The sequence below is a fragment of the Streptomyces sp. SYSU D01066-1 genome (assembly GCF_054956795.1).
In genome coordinates, this window is record NZ_JBUDHV010000003.1 from 230,654 (window position 1) to 249,655 (window position 19,002).

Here is a 19,002-nt window from a genome sequence, read left to right on the forward strand (position 1 = left end):
GACGATGGCCGACCGCGTCACGGTGATCGGCTGGGACGGCTCGCCGCTGACCGCCGCGGCACGCTCCGCCCTCGGCGCCGCCACCCTGGTGGCCGGCGCCGGACACCATCTGGCGCTGCCCGAAGTGCCCCCCGCCGCCGAGCGCGTCCGCCTCGGCAGCGTCGCCCTCGCCGCCCGCCGCATCGCCGCCCACCGCGGCACCGCGGTCGTGCTCGCCGACGGCGACCCCGGCTTCTTCGGCGTCGTCCGCACCCTGCGCGCTCCCGAGTACGGCCTGGAGGTCGAGGTCGTCCCCGCGGTCTCCTCCGTCGCCGCCGCCTTCGCCCGCGCCGGGATGCCCTGGGACGACGCCCAGGTGGTCGTCGCCCACCCCCGCACCCTGCGCCGCGCGGTCAACGTCTGCCGGGCCCACGCCAAGGTCGCCGTCCTCACCTCCCCGGGCGCCGGACCCGCCGAACTCGGCCTGCTCCTGGAGGGCGTGCACCGCACCTTCGTCATCTGCGAGGAACTCGGCACCACCCGGGAACGGGTCGCCGTCGTCACCTCCGACAAGGCGGCCGACCACACCTGGCGGGATCCCAACGTCGTCATCGTCATCGGCGGTCCGCCCGGCACGGCGGACGGCACGGGCTGGATCGCCGGACGCGACCCGGCCACCGGTCCGCGCGGCTGGTCCCTGCCCGCCGAGGCGTACGGCGGCGGACTCGGCGAGGGTGAGACGGACCTGCTCCGCGCCGCCCAGCTCGCCCGGCTCGGACCCCGGACCGGCGACCTCGTGTGGGACATCGGCTGCGGCAGCGGCGCCTTCGCCACCGAGGCCGCCCGCGGCGGCGCGGCGGTCATCGCCGTCGACCGCGACCTGGCCGCCTGCGCCCGCACCGACGCCACCGCCCGCCGCTTCGGGGTCCAGCTCCAGATCATCCAGGGCACCGCCCCGCACGTACTGGAGAACCTGCCCGAACCGGACGTCGTCCGCGTCGGCGGCGGGGGAGCGGCCGTGGTCTCCGCGGTCGCCGACCGCCGCCCGCAGCGCATCGTCGCCCACGCCGCCACCCGCGACGAGGCCGAACTCGTCGGCCGGGACCTCGCCGAGCACGGCTTCCGCGTGGAGTGCGCCCTGCTCCAGTCCGTCGGACTCGACACCCGCGCCTGGACGGAGACCGAGCGGAACGTCGCGTTCCTGCTCAGCGCGGAACTGCCGGGGCGCGAAACGCCTCGCTGAGGGGTGGTGACGTGGGCGGCGGGCGGGGCCGCCGGAGCGGGAGGAGCGCGCCCCGTGATCCGGTTGTCGTACCGCGCGCGGTAGGCTGGCCGATCGTTGTACCGCTCCCGGGCGCCCGGCGCTTCGCCGGTCGATGTCCGGAAAACCCGGCCGTTTCGGACGGGGGGTGTGGTACGGCGGAACCTGAGGGCGCGCAACGTGGCGCAGTCCACAGCGGCCCGTCCCGGCATCAAGCTGCCGTGGCGGGCGGACGACCGCGAGAATGCCACTCGGTGGCTTTGTCGCCTTTTCCGGCGGGTCGTTCGTGCCGCTGGGCACGCACGCTCGTTCTCACTACGGAGCGGTCGGTGCGCCGTTCCGGGTGAGCTGGCCGTAGGAGCACTAACCGATGGGCGAGGGGTACGCATGACCGACACCGGCCAGATCCCGGGCGAGGGGCTGCCGGAGAACGCAGGCATGGTGGAGCAGCCGGGCGTTGCCGCGCCCGGTGCGTACACCTACCTCTCCGAGACCACCGCCGAGGACGAGGACCTGTTGCTGCTGCCCGGTGCCCAGAGCGCCTGGGGCAACGAGGTCGCGCCGCCCGCGCCGGAGCCCGTCGTCGAGGCCGTCCACGAGCCGGAGCCGCACGAGACGTCCGGCCGGGACAGCGGCGCCTTCGACCTCGGCGCCGTCCGTTCGCCGGGTCCGGCCCCGGCCGCCCCGCGCCGGCCCCTGCACCTCGGCCCGCCGATCCCCGACGCCTCGGCGAGCCCGGTCCGTTCCCTCGCCGACCGCGGCCCGGCCGTCGCGCCGAGCCGGCCCGCCGGTCCCCCGGCCACCGGCCCCGAGTACCTCGACCCGCCGCGGGCGGCGGCGCCGTCGCGCCTCCGGGCGGACGCCGGGGCTCAGACCGCCGAAACGGTTGCCCCGGCAGCACATCCGGCGGGCCCGGCGGGTGTGGCCCAGGCCGTCGTGGCCCGGGTGGCGACCCCGGCGGACCGCCCCGCGGAGCAGCCGGAGGACGTCATGAGGGCCGGTACGGTCCCCGTCGGGGCAAACGCGCGTCAGAGCGCGGGCCAGGTGCCCGAGGCGGAGGGCGCGGAGGTTCCCGTGCCCGTGGCCGAGGCCGGCCCCACCGCGGCCACCGGCACCCCGGGCGCCCCGGCGCCGGGCGCCGCCGAGCCACAGCCCACCGGGCCTTCGGCGCCGGAGGCGCCCGGCCTGGCGGAGGGCGGGGACTCCGGCGTGCCCGGTTCCGCGGAGGCGTCGCAGGGGTCCGGTCCCGTCGGGGGCCAGGTCCCTGAGGCGGAGGAGGCCGCGGAGGGACAGCTGTCCGGGACACCTGACCCCGTGCCGGGGCAGACGCCCGAGGCACCCGGTTCCGTGGAGGGGCAGGTGCCCGTGGTTCCCGGTTCCGCGGAGGAGCAGGTACCGGTGATTCCCGGCCCGGTGGAGGTCGAGGGCTCCGGCGTGCCCGGTTCCGCGGAGACGCGGGCGCCGCAGGGTACGGAGGCGCCGGCGGCCCCCGAGGCCCGGACACCGGGTGAGCCGGAGGCGGACGGCACCGACGCGGACCAGGTCGCCGGGGCCGCCCCTGAGCCGGAGGCCGCCGCCCCCGAGGCCGCCCCCGCCCCCGAACCGGTACCAGAGGCTGTCCCCGAGGCCGCACCGGCCCCTGCCACCGACCCCGTCCCCGAGGCCGCCCTCACTCCCGCCCCCGAGGCCGCCCCCGTGCCGGCCCCTGCCGCCGAGGCCGGCCCCGCTCCCGCCCCCGAGGCCGCTCCCGCGCCGGCCCCTGCCGCCGAGCCCGCTCCCGAGGCGCCGCACACCCCCGAGGCCGTAGCGGCGGCCCCAGAGGAGACGGCCGCCGCCCCGTTGCCCGACACCCCCGCGCCCGACACCGCCGCGCCCCAGACCCCCGCGCCCCCGGTCGCGCCGCCCACCGGGGACGCCGCCGTGCCCGCGGCCGCCCCCGAGGCGCCGCTCGCTGCCGCCCCCGTCGCGCCGGAGGCGGTCCCCGTTCCCGCGGAACCCGTGGAGTCCGTCCCGGAGCAGCCGGCCGTCGCCGTCCCCCTCGCACCGGACGCGGTGGCGGACGCGCCCGCCCAGCCCGCTCCGCAGGAGCCCGTACAGCCGTGGCCGGCCCCGGAACAGGCCCCCACGACGGACACGGACGGCCTCACACCGCCGCCCGCTCCCGTCGAGCCCGCCCCGGCCGTCCAGGAGCAGCCCGCCCCGGATCCGCAGCAGCCGCCGCACGCCGCCCAGCCGGCCCCCGTCGCGTCCGACGCCCCCGTCGTCGCCGTCGCGGAACCCGTGCCGTCCGCGCCGCCCGCCCAGGCCCCGCAGCCCCCGGCTGTGTTCCCGGGCCCCCAGTTCGTCCAGGAGCAGCACGCGGTGGAGGGCTCCCCCGGGACCGCCCCGGAGCGGGAACCGGCGGCCACGGCCCCGCGGCCCGCCCAGGGACCCCAGTCGGCCGTGCCCGGCCCCGGGGCCGCCCCCGTCGCCCCGTGGCCCGCCGCGGAACCGGAGCGGGAAGCCGGCGGCCAGGTCCCGGCACCGACGCCGCAGCAGCCCGCCGCACCGGCCGCGGAGCCCGTCGCCACGGTGCCCGTCCCCCGCGAGGGCGACCCGGCACCGGCCGCGTCCGGCCCCGTACAGCACGCCGAGGACCTGGACACCCGGGCCGCCGGACCGGAAGACCAGGAAGACGCGCAGGCGGTGAGCACGGCCCCCGTGGCGGAAGCGGCACGACAGCCCGCCGGACCGGCCGCCCCCGCCTACGACGACGCCGAGCGCGCGGCCGTACTGAAGGTCATGCGCGAACGCCGGGACATCCGCAACGGCTTCCGCGGCGACCCCATCCCGCACGAGGTGCTGCTCCGCGTCCTGGAGGCGGCCCACACCGCCCCGTCCGTCGGCCACTCGCAGCCCTGGGACTTCGTCGTCATCCGCTCCGCCGAGACCCGGCGCACGATGCACGAACTGGCGATGCGCCAGCGCGAGGCGTACGCCAAGTCGCTCCCCAAGGGCCGGGCGAAGCAGTTCAAGGAGCTCAAGGTCGAGGCCATCCTCGACACCCCGGTCAACATCGTCGTCACCGCCGACTCCACCCGCGGCGGGCGCCACACCCTCGGCCGGCACACCCAGCCGCAGATGGCGCCGTACTCCTCCGCCCTCGCCGTGGAGAACTTCTGGCTCGCCGCCCGCGCCGAGGGACTCGGCGTCGGCTGGGTCAGCTTCTTCGACGAGCGCGAGATGGTCCGCGCCCTCGGCCTGCCCGAGCACCTCGACGTCGTCGCCTACCTGTGCGTCGGATACGTCGACGAGTTCCCGGACGAGCCCGAGCTGACGCAGGCCGGCTGGTCCAAGCGCCGCCCCCTGTCCTGGGTCGTGCACGAGGAGACGTACGGCCGTCGCGCCCTGCCCGGCGAGGAGCCGCACGACCTGCTCGCCGAGACCGTCGCCCAGATCCGCCCGCTGGACGCCAAGGCCCTCGGCGAGGCCTGGGAGCGGCAGAAGCGGATGACCAAGCCGGCCGGCGCGCTCGGCATGCTGGAGATCATCTCCGCGCAGCTGGCGGGCCTGTCCCGGCAGTGCCCGCCACCGATCCCGGAGCCCGCCGCCGTCGCGGTCTTCGCCGGCGACCACGGGGTGCACGCCCAGGGCGTCACCCCCTGGCCGCAGGAGGTCACCGCCCAGATGGTGGCCAACTTCCTCGGCGGGGGAGCGGTCTGCAACGCCTTCGCCACCCAGGTCGGCGCCGAGGTGTGCGTCGTGGACGTCGGCGTCGCCGCCGACCTGCCCGCCACCCCCGGGCTGCTGCCCCGCAAGATCCGGCCCGGCACGTCCGACATGACCACCGGCCCCGCGATGACCCGCGAGGAGGCCAAGCAGGCCATCGAGGTCGGCATCGAGACCGCCCGCGACCTGGTCGCCGCCGGCAACAAGGCGCTGCTCACCGGTGAGATGGGCATCGCCAACACCACCGCGTCCGCCGCGCTGATCTCCGTCTTCACCGGCGCCGACCCGGCCGAGGTCACCGGCCGCGGCACCGGCATCAACGACGAGACCCTGGCCCGCAAGACCGAGGTGGTCCGCCGCGCCCTGGAGGTCCACCAGCCCGACCCGGCCGATCCGATCGGCGTGCTCGCGTCGGTCGGCGGCTTCGAGCACGCGGCCATGGTCGGCCTGCTGCTCGGCGGCGCCTCGCTGCGTACGCCGGTCATCCTGGACGGCGTCAGCGCCGGTGCCGCGGCCCTGGTCGCCCGCGCCATCGCCCCCGAGGTGCTGGCCGCCTGCATCGCCGGTCACCGCAGCGCCGAGCCCGGCCACGTCGCCGCGCTCAACAAACTGGGCCTGCGCCCCCTGGTCGACCTCGACCTCCGCCTCGGCGAGGGCACCGGCGCGCTGCTGGCCCTGCCGATGGTGCAGAGCACGGCCCGGGCCATGCACGAGGTGGCGACGTTCGACTCGGCGGGCGTCACCGAGAAGTAGCCCGACGCACGGCCGGGGGGGGGGGGGGGGGCGGGCGCCCCCCCCCCCCCCCCGCCCGACTGCGTAAAATCCGCACGTCAGGGCAGCTCCAGAGCCGCAGCGCCCACCGCACGCACCCTCCTGCCAGGACCTCCGCCAGGGTCCGGGCCAGGGCCTTGCCAGGACGAGGAGCCGCACCCTCATGGCCGAACACCCCGCCTACCCCGTAGGACTCCGCCTGACCGGCCGCCGCGTGGTCGTCCTCGGCGGCGGCCAGGTCGCCCAGCGCCGCCTGCCGGCCCTCGTCGCGGCGGGCGCGGACGTCCTGCTCGTCTCCCCGGAGGCCACCCCGTCGGTCGAGGCGATGGCGGACACCGGCGAGATCACCTGGGCGCGGCGCCGGTACGCGGACGGTGACCTCGCCGACGCCTGGTACGCCCTGATCGCCACCAGCGACCCGGAGGCCAACGCCGCCGCCTCCGCCGAGGCCGAGCGGCACCGCGTCTGGTGCGTCCGCTCCGACGACGCCGACCGGGCCACCGCCTGGACCCCGGCGACCGGCCACAGCGAGGGCGTGACGGTCGCCGTCCTCACCACGGACGCCCGGGGCCGCGACCCCCGCCACACCGCCGCCGTCCGCGACGCGGTCGTCGAGGGGCTGCGCGACGGCACCCTGGTCGCCCCGCACCACCGCACCCGCACCCCGGGCGTCGCCCTGGTCGGCGGCGGTCCCGGTGACCCCGACCTGATCACGGTCCGGGGCCGCCGCCTGCTCGCCGAGGCCGACGTCGTCATCGCCGACCGCCTCGGCCCCCGCGACCTGCTCGCCGAACTGCCGCCGCACGTCGAGGTGATCGACGCGGCGAAGATCCCGTACGGCCGGTTCATGGCCCAGGAGGCGATCAACAACGCCCTGATCGACCACGCCAAGCAGGGCAAGGCCGTCGTCCGCCTCAAGGGCGGCGACCCCTACGTCTTCGGACGCGGCATGGAGGAGCTCCAGGCGCTCGCCGAGGCGGGCATCGCCTGCACCGTCGTCCCCGGCATCTCCAGTTCGATCTCGGTGCCGGGCGCGGCCGGCATCCCGGTCACCCACCGCGGCGTCGCCCACGAGTTCACCGTGGTCAGCGGTCACGTGGCCCCCGACGACGAGCGCTCGCTGGTCGACTGGCCGTCCCTGGCCAGGCTCACCGGCACCCTCGTCGTCCTCATGGGGGTCGACAAGATCGGGAAGATCGCCGAGACGCTGGTCGCGCACGGCAAGGCGCCCGACACCCCGGTCGCCCTCGTCCAGGAGGGCACCACCGCGGCCCAGCGCCGCGTCGACGCGACCCTGGCGACGGTCGCCGAGACGGTCGTCGCCCGCGAGGTCCGCCCGCCCGCGGTCATCGTCATCGGCCCGGTGGTGGGCGTGGGCCCGCACGAGAGGGCCTGACATGGCCGAACCGGTCCTGGTCACCGACCCCGACGACCCCCGTCTGCACGACTACACCGACCTGACCGACGTCGCCCTGCGCCGCCGCCGCGAACCCGCCGAGGGCCTGTTCATCGCCGAGGGCGAGAAGGTCGTCCGACGGGCCGCCGCCGCCGGTTACGAGATGCGGTCCATGCTCCTGTCGCAGAAGTGGACCGGCGTCATGCGCGACGTCATCGAGGAGGCCACCGCCCCGGTCTACGTGGTGACCCCGGCCGTCGCCGAACAGGTCACCGGCTACCACGTGCACCGCGGCGCCCTCGCCTCGATGGCCCGCAGACCGCTGCCCGCCCCCGCCGACCTGCTGCCCGGCGCCCGCCGCGTCGCCGTCTTCGAGGACATCGTCGACCACGCCAACGTGGGCGCCGCCTTCCGCAACGCCGCCGCCCTCGGCGTCGACGCGGTCCTGCTCACCCCGCGCTGCGCCGACCCGCTCTACCGCAGGTCCGTGAAGGTCTCGATGGGCAACGTCTTCCAGGTCCCGTGGACCCGCCTGGACTCCTGGCCGCACGATCTCGGCACCCTGCGGGCCGCCGGCTTCACCGTCGCCGCGCTCTGCCTGAGCGAGCGCGCGGTCACCCTCGACGAACTCGCCGCCCGCGACCACGACCGGCTCGCCCTGCTCTTCGGCACCGAGGGCGACGGCCTCACCCCCGGGGCGCTCGCCGCCGCCGACGAGCACGTCCGCATCCCGATGGACGCCGGCGTCGACTCCCTCAACGTGGCCGCCGCCTCGGCCGTGGCCTTCTACGCCACCAGACCGCGCCCGGCCTGATCCGGTACGTGCGTCTGCGCCTGCCGGGCCCGCGCCGCGCCGCCGTGCCGGTCGTCGCCGAGTCCGTGCGACGGCCCCTGGCAGCCCTGCGCCGCCGCGATGGCCAGTGCCACCAGCAGCGTCACCACGACGAACACGACCAGCCGCTGGCGCAGCAGCCGGGGATTGGCGGGCCGCAGCCCGGTCCCCGTGGTGCGCGGCCCGCTCCGTCCGGTCCCGCTGCGCGGCGCCGGACGGCTCTGGTCGCCCTTGCCGGGGCGGCTGCCGCGGGAGGCCGGCGTGGGCCGCGCGCCCGGCCGGGAACCCGTACCGCTCCGCGCGGACGTGCCCCCGCGCGACGGGCCGCCGTCCCGGGCGGAGCCGCCGCGTGACGGTGCCGCTCCCCGCCCCGGAGCGGAACCACGCGTCCCGCCCGTGCCCCGGGACCCGACCGTGTTCCGCGTCCCGCCCGCGCCCCGGGGCGCGGGCGTGCCCGCGGGGCCCGGCCCCTGGGGACGCCGCCGCTCGCGCTCCGGACAGGTGTCGGCGAGCCGGCCGGTGGGCCGGTCCACCTGGCGCGAGCGAGGAGCGGGCGGCCGTACGTCGGACAGGCCCTGGGCCTCGCGGGCGGCGATCTCCTTGAGCCGCAGCGACAGTTGCAGGGTGCTGGGCCGCTCCTCGGGGTCCTTCGCCAGGCACGCCCGCACCAGCGGGGCCAGCGCGTCCGGCACGCCGTGCAGCTGCGCCTCCTCGTGCACCACGCGGTACAGCATCACCTCCGAACTGCCGTGTCCGAAGGGCGAGTCGCCCGTCGAGGCGTACGCGAGGGTGGCACCGAGCGAGAAGACGTCCGTGGCCGGGGTGACCGCGGCGCCGCGCACCTGCTCGGGGGCGAGGAACCCGGGGGAGCCGACCGCCGTGCCGACGTGCGTGAGCGTGGAGGCCCCCGTCGCCCAGGCGATGCCGAAGTCGATGATCCGGGGGCCCTTGGGGGACAGCAGGATGTTGGAGGGCTTCAGGTCCCGGTGCACGACCCCCGCCTCGTGCACGGCGACCAGCCCTTCCGAGAGCGCGGCCCCCACGGCGGCGACGTCGGCCGCGCCGAGCGGCCCCTCGTCGGCGACCTTGTCGTGCAGCGAGGGACCGGGCACGTACTGCGTGGCGAACCACGGCCGGTCCGCGTCCAGGTCGGCGGCGACCAGCCGCGCGGTGCACCCGCCCCTGATCCGCCGGGCCGCCGAGACCTCGCGGGCGAACCGCGAACGGAACTCCTGGTCCTCCGCCAGATCCGGCCGGATGACCTTCAGCGCGACCCGCTGCCCCTTCTTGTCGGAGCCCAGGTAGACCACGCCCATTCCGCCCGCGCCGAGCCGCCTGTGAAGCCTGAACGAGCCGACGACGCGCGGGTCCTCGCGCCTCAGGCGCATCATCGCCATGTTCATCCCCGCTGCCCGGTCCCTGTGACGAGCCACAGCTTACGTTTCCACGGCCGCCCGCGCGCAGAGGCCGCGCCCTCTCGGGACGATCGATTGTCAGTGCCGGGTGGGAGAATGGAAGGGTGGTCAGGAAAGGGGCGAACCGGCCGGATTCGATGCCGCCCGGGGTCCCAACGGGCCGCAGGCGAAGGGGGATTGGGCCCATGAAGGGTGATCGTGTGGAGATAGTCGTGGACGCGGGCGACACGACACGGACCTACGAGGTGGTGGCGAGCCGGGCGGGGCGCCGGGTGGAGACGGCGGTGCGCCGAGGGGTGGTGGAGGTGAGCGAAGTCACGCGCAACGGCTCGGTGGTGCGCACGGCACGGTTCATGGCCAACCGAGTGCTGGCCCTGGTCGAACAGCCGGTGCCCCGGGAGGACGGCTCGGAGAAAGCGGGACAGACCGGGTGACGGGCCCCGCGTCCCCTCGGGGATGACCCCGAGACGTGGGCCGTCTTCTCCACCCACGGGAGTACGCCCCAGGCCGGGGCTCATCCTCCGGGAGGCCAGGCAATGGGTACGAGGGCATGACGCCCGCCGGGGCCCGGACGCCTAGATTTGAGGTCAAGCGGCGGGTGCAGCACTCGTCCCCCGAGGCCGACGCCCGCCGCTGCCGGACGACAACGGAAGAGGTCAGGAGAGGGACCATGGCCCAGACGGCACCGCGGACGCTGGTCCGCACGCTGGAGCGCGGGGCGTACGCCGCCCCGTTCCGCACCCGTCGCCAGGGCCGTCGCCATCCACTGGTGGCGACGCTCATGGCCCTTCCCCTGGCGGCCCTGCTCCTCCTCGTCTTCGACGGGTGGGAGACGGTGGCCACACAGGCGTCGTCCGTGGGTGTGATGCTGGGGCGCTGAGCGGCGACCCCAGGCCCGGAAGAGCGGTCCGGGCGGGGACATCCATCCATGAAACCCCGTGGGGACGGGGGTGCGGCGGACGGCACAGATGCCGGCGCGGCTGGGGAGCCGCGCCGGCATCGCCCTGCCCGCGAGTCCCGGGCCGGACCAGGGGGTCCCCTCCAGAAGGGGCACCGTCGGCCTCGCCGCCCCGGGGCGGACGGCCCGCGCCGGAGCCACCCCGTACGCTCACCCTCGTGACGACGGCCCCCCTGCTCCCCGCCCTGACCGCCCGTGTCCGGGCCGCGGCCCATGCCCGCACCCCGGCCTGCCGCTCCTGCGCCGCCGCCACGCTGGCCGACCGGCCGGACGGGACCGTCGTCCGGCACGGGGACGTCGTCGCCAAGGCACACGCCCCGGACACCGATCCCGGAGCACTGGCCCACCGCCTCGCCCTCGCCGCCCGCCTCCCCGGCATCCTCCTGCCCCCGCTCGCCCCGGCCCCCGCCGGCCTGTACGGGCGGCTGGTGACCTGCTGGCCGTACGGCACCCCGGTGGACCCGGAGGACCCCGACGCGGCCCCCTGGGAGGCGGCCGGCGCGCTCCTCGCCCGCCTCCACCGGACCCCCGCCCCCGCCGCCCTCCCCCCGGCGCGCGGCCCGGCCAGGGCCGCCGCCGCCCTGGCCCGGCTGCGGGAGACCGCGCCCCACCACCCCGGCACCGCCCCCGTCCTGCGGGCCTGGACCGCGCTGCCCGCCTGGGCGCGCGGCGCGGCCCCGATGCCGGACACCGGCACGCCGTGCCACGGGGACTTCCACCTCGGCCAGCTCGTCCGGCACCCCGGACCCGACGGCCCGTGGCTGCTGATAGACGTCGACGACCTCGGCCGGGGCGTGCCGTCCTGGGACCTGGCCCGTCCGGCCGCCTGGTACGCGTGCGGACTGCTGACGTCCGACGAGTGGACCCGCTTCCTGGCCGCCTACCGCGCCGCCGGCGGCCCGGCCGTCCCACCGCGCGGCGACCCCTGGCCGGCCCTGGACGTCCCGGCCCGCGCCCTCACCGCCCAGACCGCCGCCCGCGCCCTGGCCAAGGCGGCCCTGGCGAACCGGCCGCTGGACGACGTGGAGCGGGCCCTGGTCGACGCCTGCGCGCGCATGGCCGGCGTCCCCGCGAGTTGAGGGGCGGCCACGCCGAGTAGGGTGCAACCGACCGCAGCCGGACAGAGTCTGTCCTGGCGGAACACGGAGCAGGACCTACCGGCGAGGAGTTGAGCCGACCATGCAGTGTCCGAAGTGCCACGCACCGATGCACACCTACAACCGCAACGGCGTCCAGATCGAGCAGTGCAGCGGCTGCCGCGGGATCTTCCTCGACTACGGCGAGCTGGAGTCGCTGACCCGCCTGGAGGCCCAGTGGTCCCAGCCGGCCCCGCCGCCCCCGGCCTACCCCACCGCTCCGGCCCCCGCCTGGGGCGCCCCGCACGGCGGCCACGGCCACCACCACGGCCACCACCGCAACAAGGGCTTCGGCCACATGCTGTTCTCCAGCTGACGGCCGGCGGACGACGAAGCCCCCGGCCGTACGAGACGGCCGGGGGCTCCGGGGCTGTGGACGATACTGGGATTGAACCAGTGACCTCTTCCGTGTCAGGGAAGCGCTCTCCCGCTGAGCTAATCGTCCGGGAGTACTGCGAGTACTGCGTGCGCGATACTGGGATTGAACCAGTGACCTCTTCCGTGTCAGGGAAGCGCTCTCCCGCTGAGCTAATCGCGCGGGGATCCTCGCGGATCAAGGTCCTCACGGACCAGTGGACGATACTGGGATTGAACCAGTGACCTCTTCCGTGTCAGGGAAGCGCTCTCCCGCTGAGCTAATCGTCCTTGGAGGTGGAGACGGGATTTGAACCCGTGTAGACGGCTTTGCAGGCCGTTGCCTCGCCTCTCGGCCACTCCACCAGGAGTACAGGAGATCTTGTGGAACCCCTGTTCCCGCGAGCGGACGACGAGGCTCGAACTCGCGACCTCAACCTTGGCAAGGTTGCGCTCTACCAACTGAGCTACGTCCGCCTGTCGTTTCGGTCCGCTTGCGCGTCCCGGCGACGTGATGAACTCTAGCGGATTCCGGAGCCAGCACAAAAACGCGTTTGCGCAGCGTGCTGCGCCGCCCTCGCTCGCGCGCCTGGTCAGGGCGGGCGGAAGGACACGTTCGGGTCACCTCGTGGTCACTCCGCCTAGACTCGGTCAGGTGTCCGGCCTTCCGCCCCTGGCCCGGTTCGGCGACCGGATCGCCACCGGTCTCCTCGACGTCACGACCGATCCCGCGGCCCTCGGGTCCAGCGGGTTCTGGGCCGTCTGCGCGGAGTTCGAGGGCCGTCTGACCTGCGCCCGTTTCGCGGAGGTCCGCGAGGCGCCGGTGCCCGCGCCCCGGCCGGGACGGTGGCGCGGCCCGGCCGTCGGCGACTGGGCGTCCTCGCTGGATCACCACGCGTACACGAGCGCCGTACGGCGTATTCGCGCGCACATCGCGGCCGGCGAGGTCTACCAGGCCAACCTCTGCCGCGTCCTGTCCGCGCCCGTCCCGCCCGACGCCGACGTGGACGCCCTCACCGCGCTGCTGGCCCGCGGCAACCCGGCGCCGTACGCGGGGACCCTCCGGCTGCCCGACCACGGGGTGGAGGTGGCCACCGCCTCCCCCGAACTGTTCCTGCGCCGCGCGGGACGGACCGTGGAGTCGGGCCCGATCAAGGGCACCGGCCGCACCGAGGCGGACCTGCTGGACAAGGACCACGCCGAGAACGTGATGATCGTGGACCTGGTCCGCAACGACCTGGGGCGGGTCTGCGCGACCGGCAGCGTCACCGTGCCCGGCCTGTGCGCGGTGGAGAAGCACCCGGGGCTGGTGCACCTCGTGTCGACGGTGCGGGGCGAACTGCGGTCCGGCGCCGGCTGGCCGGAGCTGCTCGCCGCCACGTTCCCGCCCGGCTCGGTCACCGGCGCGCCCAAGGCGAGCGCCCTCGGGATCATCGGGGCGCTGGAGACCGCGCCCCGGGGCCCGTACTGCGGGGGCGTCGGCTGGGTCGACGCCGACCGGGGCGCCGGCGAGCTGGCCGTCGGCATCCGCACCTTCTGGACCGACCGGGCCGAGGGCCTGCTGAAGTTCGGCACCGGAGCCGGTATCACCTGGGGCTCGGACCCGGAGCGGGAGTGGCGGGAGACCGAACTGAAGGCGTCCCGGCTGCTCGCGGTAGCGTCGGGGAGGTACGAGACGACCGGGGAGGGACCGGGAACGTGAAGATCTGGCTGGACGGCGGGCTGCGGGACGCGGAGGCCGCCCGGGTCTCCGCCTTCGACCACGGACTGACCGTGGGCGACGGCGTCTTCGAGACCGTCAAGGCGGTGGACGGGCGCCCCTTCGCGCTGACCCGGCACCTGGACCGGCTGGCCCGCTCGGCACGGGGCCTGGGCCTGCCGGAGCCCGACCTCGACGAGGTGCGCCGTGCCTGCGCCGCCGTACTGGAGGCCGACCCGGTGCCGCTCGGCCGGCTGCGGATCACCTGCACCGGGGGACAGGGCCCGCTCGGCTCCGACCGCGGCGAGCACGCCCCCACCCTGCTGGTCGCCCTCGGTGCCACCGCCCGCCGCCCCGACTCCACGTCAGTGATCACCGTCCCCTGGACCCGCAACGAGCGCGGCGCGCTCACCGGCCTGAAGACCACCTCGTACGCCGAGAACGTCGTCGCCCTCGCCCGCGCCCGCGAACGAGGCGCCTCCGAGGCGCTGTTCGGCAACACGGTGGGGCGGCTGTGCGAGGGCACCGGGTCCAACGTCTTCGTCGTCCTCGACGGCGAGATCCACACCCCGCCGGTCGCCTCCGGCTGTCTCGCGGGCATCACCCGCGCCCTGACCGTCGAGTGGACCGGCGCGGTGGAGTCGGACCTTCCGCTGGACGTCCTGGAACACGCCGACGAGGTCTTCCTGACCTCCACGCTGCGCGACGTCCAGGCCGTGCACCGGGTCGACGGCCGGGAACTGCCGGGCGCACCGGGGCCGGTGACGGCCAAGGCGATGCGGATCTTCGCCGAACGGTCCGGCGCCGACCTCGACCCCTGACCGGCACGGGCCGAGCGTCAAAACGGCTGCTCCCGGGCGGTCGCGCGGGGTAGAACACCCCTGATGACCACCACCCTGCGGCCGACCGAGCCGCTTCAGCTCGCCGCCGACGGAACGCGTTCACGCCACTACCGGGTGTGCGTGAACAGCCGTCCCGTCGGCGCCCTCCACCTCGGCACCTCTCCCGCCTTCGGCGACGCGGTCGCCGTCATCCACGACCTGCGCGTCGACGAGGGCGACCGGCGGCGCGGCCGGGCCACGGTGGCCGCCCTCGCGGCCGAGGAGGTGGCGCGCGGCTGGGGCTGCGGACAGCTCACCGTCACCGTCCCCGCGGACGCCGGGGCGGCGCTGCGGCTCGTCGAGTCGCTCGGCTACCTGCCGCGCAACCGCGGCATGGAGAAGCGGCTCGGCGACACCCCGCCCGCCCTGCCCGGGGGCAGCCGTGCGAGGCCGATGACCCGGGCGGAGTTCGACGCCTGGTGGGCCCACGAGTCGGAGCAGTACGCGCGTGCCTGGATCGAACGGGGCATACCCGAGGACCTGGCGCACGCCAGGTCCCGGCGCGACCACGAGACACTGCTGCCGCGGGGGCCCGAGACCGAGGACATGCTGTTCAGCGTGGTGGAGCACGAGGGCGAGCGGGTCGGCACGCTGTGGCTGGCGCTGCGCCCGGAGTCGGCGTACGTCTACGACGTCGAGGCCGACGCCGCGCACCGGGGCCGGGGGCACGGCCGGGCGCTGATGCTCCTCGCGGAGAGGCAGACGATCACCGCCGGACGCCGGCTGCTCGGCCTCAACGTGTTCGCCGGCAACACCCCGGCCGAACGGCTCTACGAGTCGCTCGGCTACGAGACGACCCGGCACACCTTCTACAAGCCGCTGCTGTAGGCGCGGGCGGGGGCCGGGGTCAGCCCCGGTCCCCGCCCAGCAGCCGGTCCGCGATCTCCTCGACGCGGGCGCGGAGCCCCTCCTGGCTCCTGCCGCCGTCGAGCCGCTCGCCGTCGATGACGTACGTCGGGGTCCCGGTCACGCCGATCGCCTTGCCCTCGGCCTGGTCGGCGTCGACGACCAGGATGTGCCGGCCGTCGATCAGGGCGGTGTCGAACTCCTCGGCGTCCAGACCGAGTTCCCGGGCCACGTCGACCAGGAGGGCCTCTCCCCGGCGGTCCAGCTCCGCCGGCCGGCCGAGCACCGCTTCGACGTACGCCCAGCCCTGCCCCTGCACGGCGGCCTCCTCGGCGGCCTGCGCGGCGGCGAAGGAGTGCTTGTGCTTCTCCAGCGGGAAGTGCCGAAGCCGCAGCTCCAGGCGGTCCCCGTAGCGGGCGCGCAGGGCGCGCAGGTCGTCCAGGGCGGTACGGCAGTCCGGGCACTGCAGCTCGCACCAGACGTCGAGGACGGGCGTGGCGGAGCCGGCGGGGGAGGAGTCACTCATGCGACCAGTGTCCCAGCTCCCGCTCCCGACCTCCCCGTCCGCCCGTGCCGACCGGCACCCGGCCCTGGCACCTGAGGAGGAGACGCCCCCGAGACGACCCGGAGATGTCCCTGATGCCGGGCCCGGGCATGGCCGCACGGGGCGGGGACGGTGCAGGATGGAAGGGACGAAAGCGCCTGCCCGACGGCGCCCGAGCCCTGGAGGACCGGATGATTGCCGAGACCGTCTGTTCCGCCGTGTCCGCGGCCGGCCTGGGCATCGCGGCGATCACCGCGTACCGCAGGCGCTTCCTGGCGGCCGTCCGCATCGCCGCCTACGCGCTGATACCGGTCGGCCTGGTGATGACCGGCGTCGTCGAGTGGATCTCCGACACCGCCTTCAGCCCGATGGCCTGGGCGGGCTTCGCCGTGCTGGGGGTGGCGTGGCTGCTGTTCATGGTCACGCGCGTCGTGGAGCGCCGCCGCGGCGGCACCCGTCCCACCCGCGGAGAGCGCAGGGAGGCCGCCCGGGCGGCGGCCCGGCGGGACGCCGTGGCTCCGGGGGCCTCGGCGCCCTCACCGGGCACCGGCTCCGCCCCGCGTCCGGTGGCGGCCCGTCCGGCGGTGGCCCGCCCCGCGGACAAGCCCCGCTCGGAGGACGACTTCAGCGACATCGAGGCCATCCTGAAGAAGCACGGCATCTGAGACCCGCCCGGCCACGGCCCCCTCTCGCCGAAACGACACACTGAGCTGGCGAAACGTCCGGAAACGATCACAACTCGAACCGAAGATCATGGATTCCGGCGAACACAGGTGCCTCGCGGGCGTGTTGATCGCGTCGGGGCGTGAACTGCGCCATCATCGCCCGCGAGATGCTGGACACGACACAGCTGGACACCACAGAGAGCGACACCGCCTCCCGGCCGCAAGAGCCACGCGGATGCCTCTTCGCCCTTTCCCAGCCACCGCTGATGATCTTCCTTGCGGTGATCGGGTTCCTGCTGCTCATGGCTTCGCTGCACGACCTGCTGTTGCTATGAGCCGTACCCGCGTTCCCCGGCGCCACCCGCCGGGGGCGCGTCGGGACCGTGTCCTGAGCGATTCCCCGGGCCGCCTCAGCCCGCCGCTTCCTTGCGCCGCGCCCGGTAGGCGGCCACGTGCAGCCGGTTGCCGCAGGTCCGGCTGTCGCAGTACCGCCGTGAGCGGTTGCGCGACAGGTCGACGAAGGCGCGTCGGCAGTCGGGCGCCTCGCAGCGCCGCAGCCGCTCCCGCTCCCCGGCGACCACGAAGAAGGCCAGGGCCATCCCGCAGTCGGCCGCCAGGTGATCGGCGACGGAGGCGCCGGGGGCGAAGTAGTGGACGTGCCAGTCGTAGCCGTCGTGGTCGGTGAGCCGGGGGGTGGTGCCCGCGGCGGCGACCAGCTCGTTGATCAGGTGGGCGGTGGCGCGGGTGTCGGAGGCCGCGAAGGCGGAGGCGAACCGGCCGCGCACCGTGCGCACCGCCGAGAGGTCGGACTCCGAGAGCACGCCGACGTCGCTGACCTCGTGGTTGCGGACGAATTCCGTGAGGGCGGCGACATCCGGCAGCCCGTCCGGCGACGACTCGTCCTTTGGTGCGGTGTTCACCAGATCCACCACGGTGTCGAGCGCGCACCGGGTGTCGTGGGTGATCAGCACGTTTCGCTCCCTGGCCTGGGGACGGGCGGGCGCCCGCGGATGCTGGCCGATGGTAGTGGCATCCGCGGCCGGCCGTACGGCCGCGAGGGCGCCTCGCCCGCCCGTGGCCGCCGCCGTCCTCCGTCCCCGTACGACGGCGGCGGCCACGGGCGCGGCTCACCGGGAGCGGCGCACGCCGGCGCCGCCCCGCGGCGGACCGCGGCGGCGACGCCGGTGTGTGTGCCGTATGCGGTTGTCCCGGCCCGGTCCGTCACCCCGAGTCGACGGCGCCGGGCGGTTCGGGGTCTCGCCCTAGCTCTCCGCCAGGATGTGCGAGAGTTCCTGATCGAGGTCGAAGTGCCGGTGTTCCGTGCCGGGCGGCACGGCGGCGTCTGTGCGCTTCAGGAAGGACTCCAGAGCCCGCGCCGGGGCCTCGAGCAGTGCCTCGCCCTCCGGAGAGCTCAGGGCGATGCACACGACGCCCTGACCGTGACTGCGCGACGGCCAGACGCGGACGTCACCGGTGCCCGTGGGGCGGTGCAGCCCCTCGGCGAGGAGATCACGGGCGAACACCCACTCGACGGTCTCCTCGGCTCCGGTGTGGAAGGTGGCGTGCACGGCGTAGGGATCGGCCGTGTCGTACCGCAGGCCTGCGGGGACAGGCAGGGAGGACTCGCTCGACACAACGAGGCGCAGGTGCAGCTCGCAGCTGACCGTGGTGTTCATAAGCGCCAGGGCCTTTCGCTCAGTGTGCGCTCGGGGATTCGCACGTCGGCGAAATCGACATGCCACCTACGGTGCCGTTGTAAACCCCTCTGAGTGTTTTGCGTGGCTTTACGTACCCCTTCCGGCCCAGGAATCGCGGACGGGGTGCGTCCATTCCGGTGGCTCGTTTCGCTCCGGTAGGGTTTGGCCGCATGAACACGGGGCATGGCGAGTCGGTCGAGGTGGCCGTGATGGCGGACGGGGCGAAGGCGGACGGGGCGGGGGACGGGCGGGGACTCGGCTCGCGGGCGCCTGGATTCGTCAAGGACCGCCGCATGCTGCACTTGAGCTGGCAGGTCGGGGTCTTCGTGGTCGGTCTGGCGGTCGTGGTGGCCGGCGTCGTCATGCTGCCGCTGCCCGGACCCGGCTGGGTGGTGATCTTCGGGGGCATGGCGATCTGGGCCACCGAGTTCGTCTGGGCCCAGCTGGTGCTGCGCTGGACCAAGCGGAAGGTGACCGAGGCGACGCAGCGGGCGCTCGACCCCAGGGTGCGGCGGCGCAACATCATCCTCACGGTGACCGGCCTGGTGATCATCGGCGCGGTCGCCGGGTTCTACCTGTGGAAGTTCGGCCTGGTGATGCCGTGGGAGATCGAGGACCAGTGAGCCGATCCGGGCGGGGCCCCGGGTGCGCCCGGGGTCCCCTCGCGAGCGGGTGGCCGGTCACGGGCGCCCCTGACATGCGGTAATGTTCTTCCCGCACCCGGGCGATTAGCTCAGTGGGAGAGCGCTTCGTTCACACCGAAGAGGTCACTGGTTCGAACCCAGTATCGCCCACCGGGATCACCAGGCGGCCCGGCGGCCGACGGGGGGCCGGGCCCCCCCGGCGGGGGGGCCGCCGGG

Annotated in this window: 18 protein-coding genes and 6 tRNA genes; 15 read left to right on the forward strand and 9 right to left on the reverse strand. The window is 75.4% G+C overall.

All coding sequences use genetic code 11. The features are described from left to right. The first annotated feature begins 4 nt into the window (after positions 1-4). The 4 genes from cbiE to ACY1JF_RS04780 all read left to right on the forward strand — a co-directional run bounded on the left by cbiE (position 5) and on the right by ACY1JF_RS04780 (position 7,929). Positions 5-1,222 carry a precorrin-6y C5,15-methyltransferase (decarboxylating) subunit CbiE gene (cbiE, locus tag ACY1JF_RS04765; RefSeq protein ID WP_462703685.1) on the forward strand — a complete coding sequence of 406 codons (1,218 nt, stop codon included), beginning with the start codon at positions 5-7 and terminating at the stop codon, positions 1,220-1,222. 405 nt (positions 1,223-1,627) lie between these two features. Then, positions 1,628-5,701, forward strand: a complete 4,074-nt coding sequence (gene cobT / locus ACY1JF_RS04770) for a nicotinate-nucleotide--dimethylbenzimidazole phosphoribosyltransferase (RefSeq protein WP_462703686.1) — start codon at positions 1,628-1,630, stop codon at positions 5,699-5,701. 181 nt (positions 5,702-5,882) lie between these two features. Then, the gene (cobA, locus tag ACY1JF_RS04775) at positions 5,883-7,115 is read left to right on the forward strand and encodes a uroporphyrinogen-III C-methyltransferase (RefSeq protein ID WP_462703687.1); all 1,233 of its coding nucleotides are present in this window, start codon (positions 5,883-5,885) and stop codon (positions 7,113-7,115) included. A gap of 1 nt (position 7,116) precedes the next feature. Beyond that, positions 7,117-7,929, forward strand: a complete 813-nt coding sequence (locus ACY1JF_RS04780; RefSeq protein ID WP_462703688.1) for a TrmH family RNA methyltransferase — start codon at positions 7,117-7,119, stop codon at positions 7,927-7,929. Here ACY1JF_RS04780 and ACY1JF_RS04785 read toward each other — a convergent pair. Then, on the reverse strand, positions 7,902-9,350 hold the full coding sequence (locus tag ACY1JF_RS04785; RefSeq protein WP_462703689.1) for a serine/threonine-protein kinase: 1,449 nt from the start codon (positions 9,348-9,350) through the stop codon (positions 7,902-7,904). The two genes, ACY1JF_RS04780 and ACY1JF_RS04785, sit on opposite strands and share 28 nt — an antisense overlap. A 197-nt stretch (positions 9,351-9,547) precedes the next feature. Here ACY1JF_RS04785 and ACY1JF_RS04790 point away from each other — a divergent pair, with 197 nt between their 5' ends. The 4 genes from ACY1JF_RS04790 to ACY1JF_RS04805 all read left to right on the forward strand — a co-directional run bounded on the left by ACY1JF_RS04790 (position 9,548) and on the right by ACY1JF_RS04805 (position 11,772). Next, positions 9,548-9,796: a hypothetical protein gene (locus tag ACY1JF_RS04790; RefSeq protein WP_462703690.1), complete on the forward strand. Its 249-nt coding sequence runs from the start codon at positions 9,548-9,550 to the stop codon at positions 9,794-9,796. A 236-nt stretch (positions 9,797-10,032) separates the two neighbouring features. Next, positions 10,033-10,242 carry a hypothetical protein gene (locus tag ACY1JF_RS04795; protein WP_215168668.1) on the forward strand — a complete coding sequence of 70 codons (210 nt, stop codon included), beginning with the start codon at positions 10,033-10,035 and terminating at the stop codon, positions 10,240-10,242. Positions 10,243-10,478: 236 nt separating this feature from the next. Beyond that, positions 10,479-11,399 (forward strand): aminoglycoside phosphotransferase family protein, encoded by a 921-nt coding sequence (locus ACY1JF_RS04800; protein ID WP_462703691.1) that lies wholly within the window; start codon positions 10,479-10,481, stop codon positions 11,397-11,399. A 100-nt stretch (positions 11,400-11,499) separates the two neighbouring features. After that, positions 11,500-11,772 (forward strand): TFIIB-type zinc ribbon-containing protein, encoded by a 273-nt coding sequence (locus ACY1JF_RS04805; protein WP_462703692.1) that lies wholly within the window; start codon positions 11,500-11,502, stop codon positions 11,770-11,772. 57 nt (positions 11,773-11,829) lie between these two features. On the opposite strand, the gene ACY1JF_RS04810 is transcribed toward ACY1JF_RS04805, so the two are convergent. The 5 genes from ACY1JF_RS04810 to ACY1JF_RS04830 all read right to left on the reverse strand — a co-directional run bounded on the left by ACY1JF_RS04810 (position 11,830) and on the right by ACY1JF_RS04830 (position 12,287). Continuing rightward, positions 11,830-11,901: transfer RNA gene (locus ACY1JF_RS04810), tRNA-Val, on the reverse strand. Between the two features lie 21 nt (positions 11,902-11,922). Continuing rightward, positions 11,923-11,994, reverse strand: a tRNA-Val gene (locus ACY1JF_RS04815). A 35-nt stretch (positions 11,995-12,029) separates the two neighbouring features. Beyond that, a tRNA-Val gene (locus ACY1JF_RS04820) sits at positions 12,030-12,101 on the reverse strand. 1 nt (position 12,102) lies between these two features. Next, positions 12,103-12,176 (reverse strand) — tRNA-Cys (locus tag ACY1JF_RS04825). A gap of 38 nt (positions 12,177-12,214) precedes the next feature. Then, positions 12,215-12,287 (reverse strand) — tRNA-Gly (locus ACY1JF_RS04830). A gap of 178 nt (positions 12,288-12,465) precedes the next feature. Here ACY1JF_RS04830 and ACY1JF_RS04835 point away from each other — a divergent pair. From ACY1JF_RS04835 to ACY1JF_RS04845, 3 genes are all read left to right on the forward strand, one after another. Next, positions 12,466-13,512: a chorismate-binding protein gene (locus ACY1JF_RS04835; protein ID WP_462703693.1), complete on the forward strand. Its 1,047-nt coding sequence runs from the start codon at positions 12,466-12,468 to the stop codon at positions 13,510-13,512. Next, positions 13,509-14,330 carry an aminotransferase class IV gene (locus ACY1JF_RS04840; protein ID WP_462703694.1) on the forward strand — a complete coding sequence of 274 codons (822 nt, stop codon included), beginning with the start codon at positions 13,509-13,511 and terminating at the stop codon, positions 14,328-14,330. Before ACY1JF_RS04835 ends, ACY1JF_RS04840 begins: the two co-directional genes overlap by 4 nt. Positions 14,331-14,393: 63 nt before the next feature. After that, positions 14,394-15,218, forward strand: a complete 825-nt coding sequence (locus ACY1JF_RS04845; protein ID WP_462703695.1) for a GNAT family N-acetyltransferase — start codon at positions 14,394-14,396, stop codon at positions 15,216-15,218. A gap of 19 nt (positions 15,219-15,237) precedes the next feature. Here ACY1JF_RS04845 and ACY1JF_RS04850 read toward each other — a convergent pair whose 3' ends face one another. Continuing rightward, the gene (locus tag ACY1JF_RS04850) at positions 15,238-15,762 is read right to left on the reverse strand and encodes a DsbA family protein (protein ID WP_462703696.1); all 525 of its coding nucleotides are present in this window, start codon (positions 15,760-15,762) and stop codon (positions 15,238-15,240) included. A 209-nt stretch (positions 15,763-15,971) separates the two neighbouring features. Here ACY1JF_RS04850 and ACY1JF_RS04855 point away from each other — a divergent pair, with 209 nt between their 5' ends. Both ACY1JF_RS04855 and ACY1JF_RS04860 read left to right on the forward strand, forming a co-directional pair. Next, complete coding sequence (locus tag ACY1JF_RS04855; RefSeq protein WP_462703697.1) at positions 15,972-16,445, forward strand: hypothetical protein; 474 nt, start codon at positions 15,972-15,974, stop codon at positions 16,443-16,445. Positions 16,446-16,585: 140 nt separating this feature from the next. After that, positions 16,586-16,780, forward strand: coding sequence for a hypothetical protein (locus ACY1JF_RS04860; RefSeq protein ID WP_462703818.1), 195 nt, complete (start codon positions 16,586-16,588; stop codon positions 16,778-16,780). 75 nt (positions 16,781-16,855) lie between these two features. Here ACY1JF_RS04860 and ACY1JF_RS04865 read toward each other — a convergent pair whose 3' ends face one another. Beyond that, positions 16,856-17,416: a CGNR zinc finger domain-containing protein gene (locus ACY1JF_RS04865; RefSeq protein WP_462703698.1), complete on the reverse strand. Its 561-nt coding sequence runs from the start codon at positions 17,414-17,416 to the stop codon at positions 16,856-16,858. Positions 17,417-17,707: 291 nt separating this feature from the next. Next, positions 17,708-18,121 (reverse strand): SsgA family sporulation/cell division regulator, encoded by a 414-nt coding sequence (locus ACY1JF_RS04870; RefSeq protein ID WP_004002642.1) that lies wholly within the window; start codon positions 18,119-18,121, stop codon positions 17,708-17,710. Between the two features lie 191 nt (positions 18,122-18,312). Between ACY1JF_RS04870 and ACY1JF_RS04875 the strand changes: the two genes are divergently transcribed. Together ACY1JF_RS04875 and ACY1JF_RS04880 are read left to right on the forward strand one after the other, a co-directional pair. Then, positions 18,313-18,765, forward strand: a complete 453-nt coding sequence (locus ACY1JF_RS04875) for a TIGR02611 family protein (protein ID WP_462703699.1) — start codon at positions 18,313-18,315, stop codon at positions 18,763-18,765. 99 nt (positions 18,766-18,864) lie between these two features. Beyond that, a tRNA-Val gene (locus ACY1JF_RS04880) sits at positions 18,865-18,936 on the forward strand. Positions 18,937-19,002 lie beyond the last annotated feature (66 nt).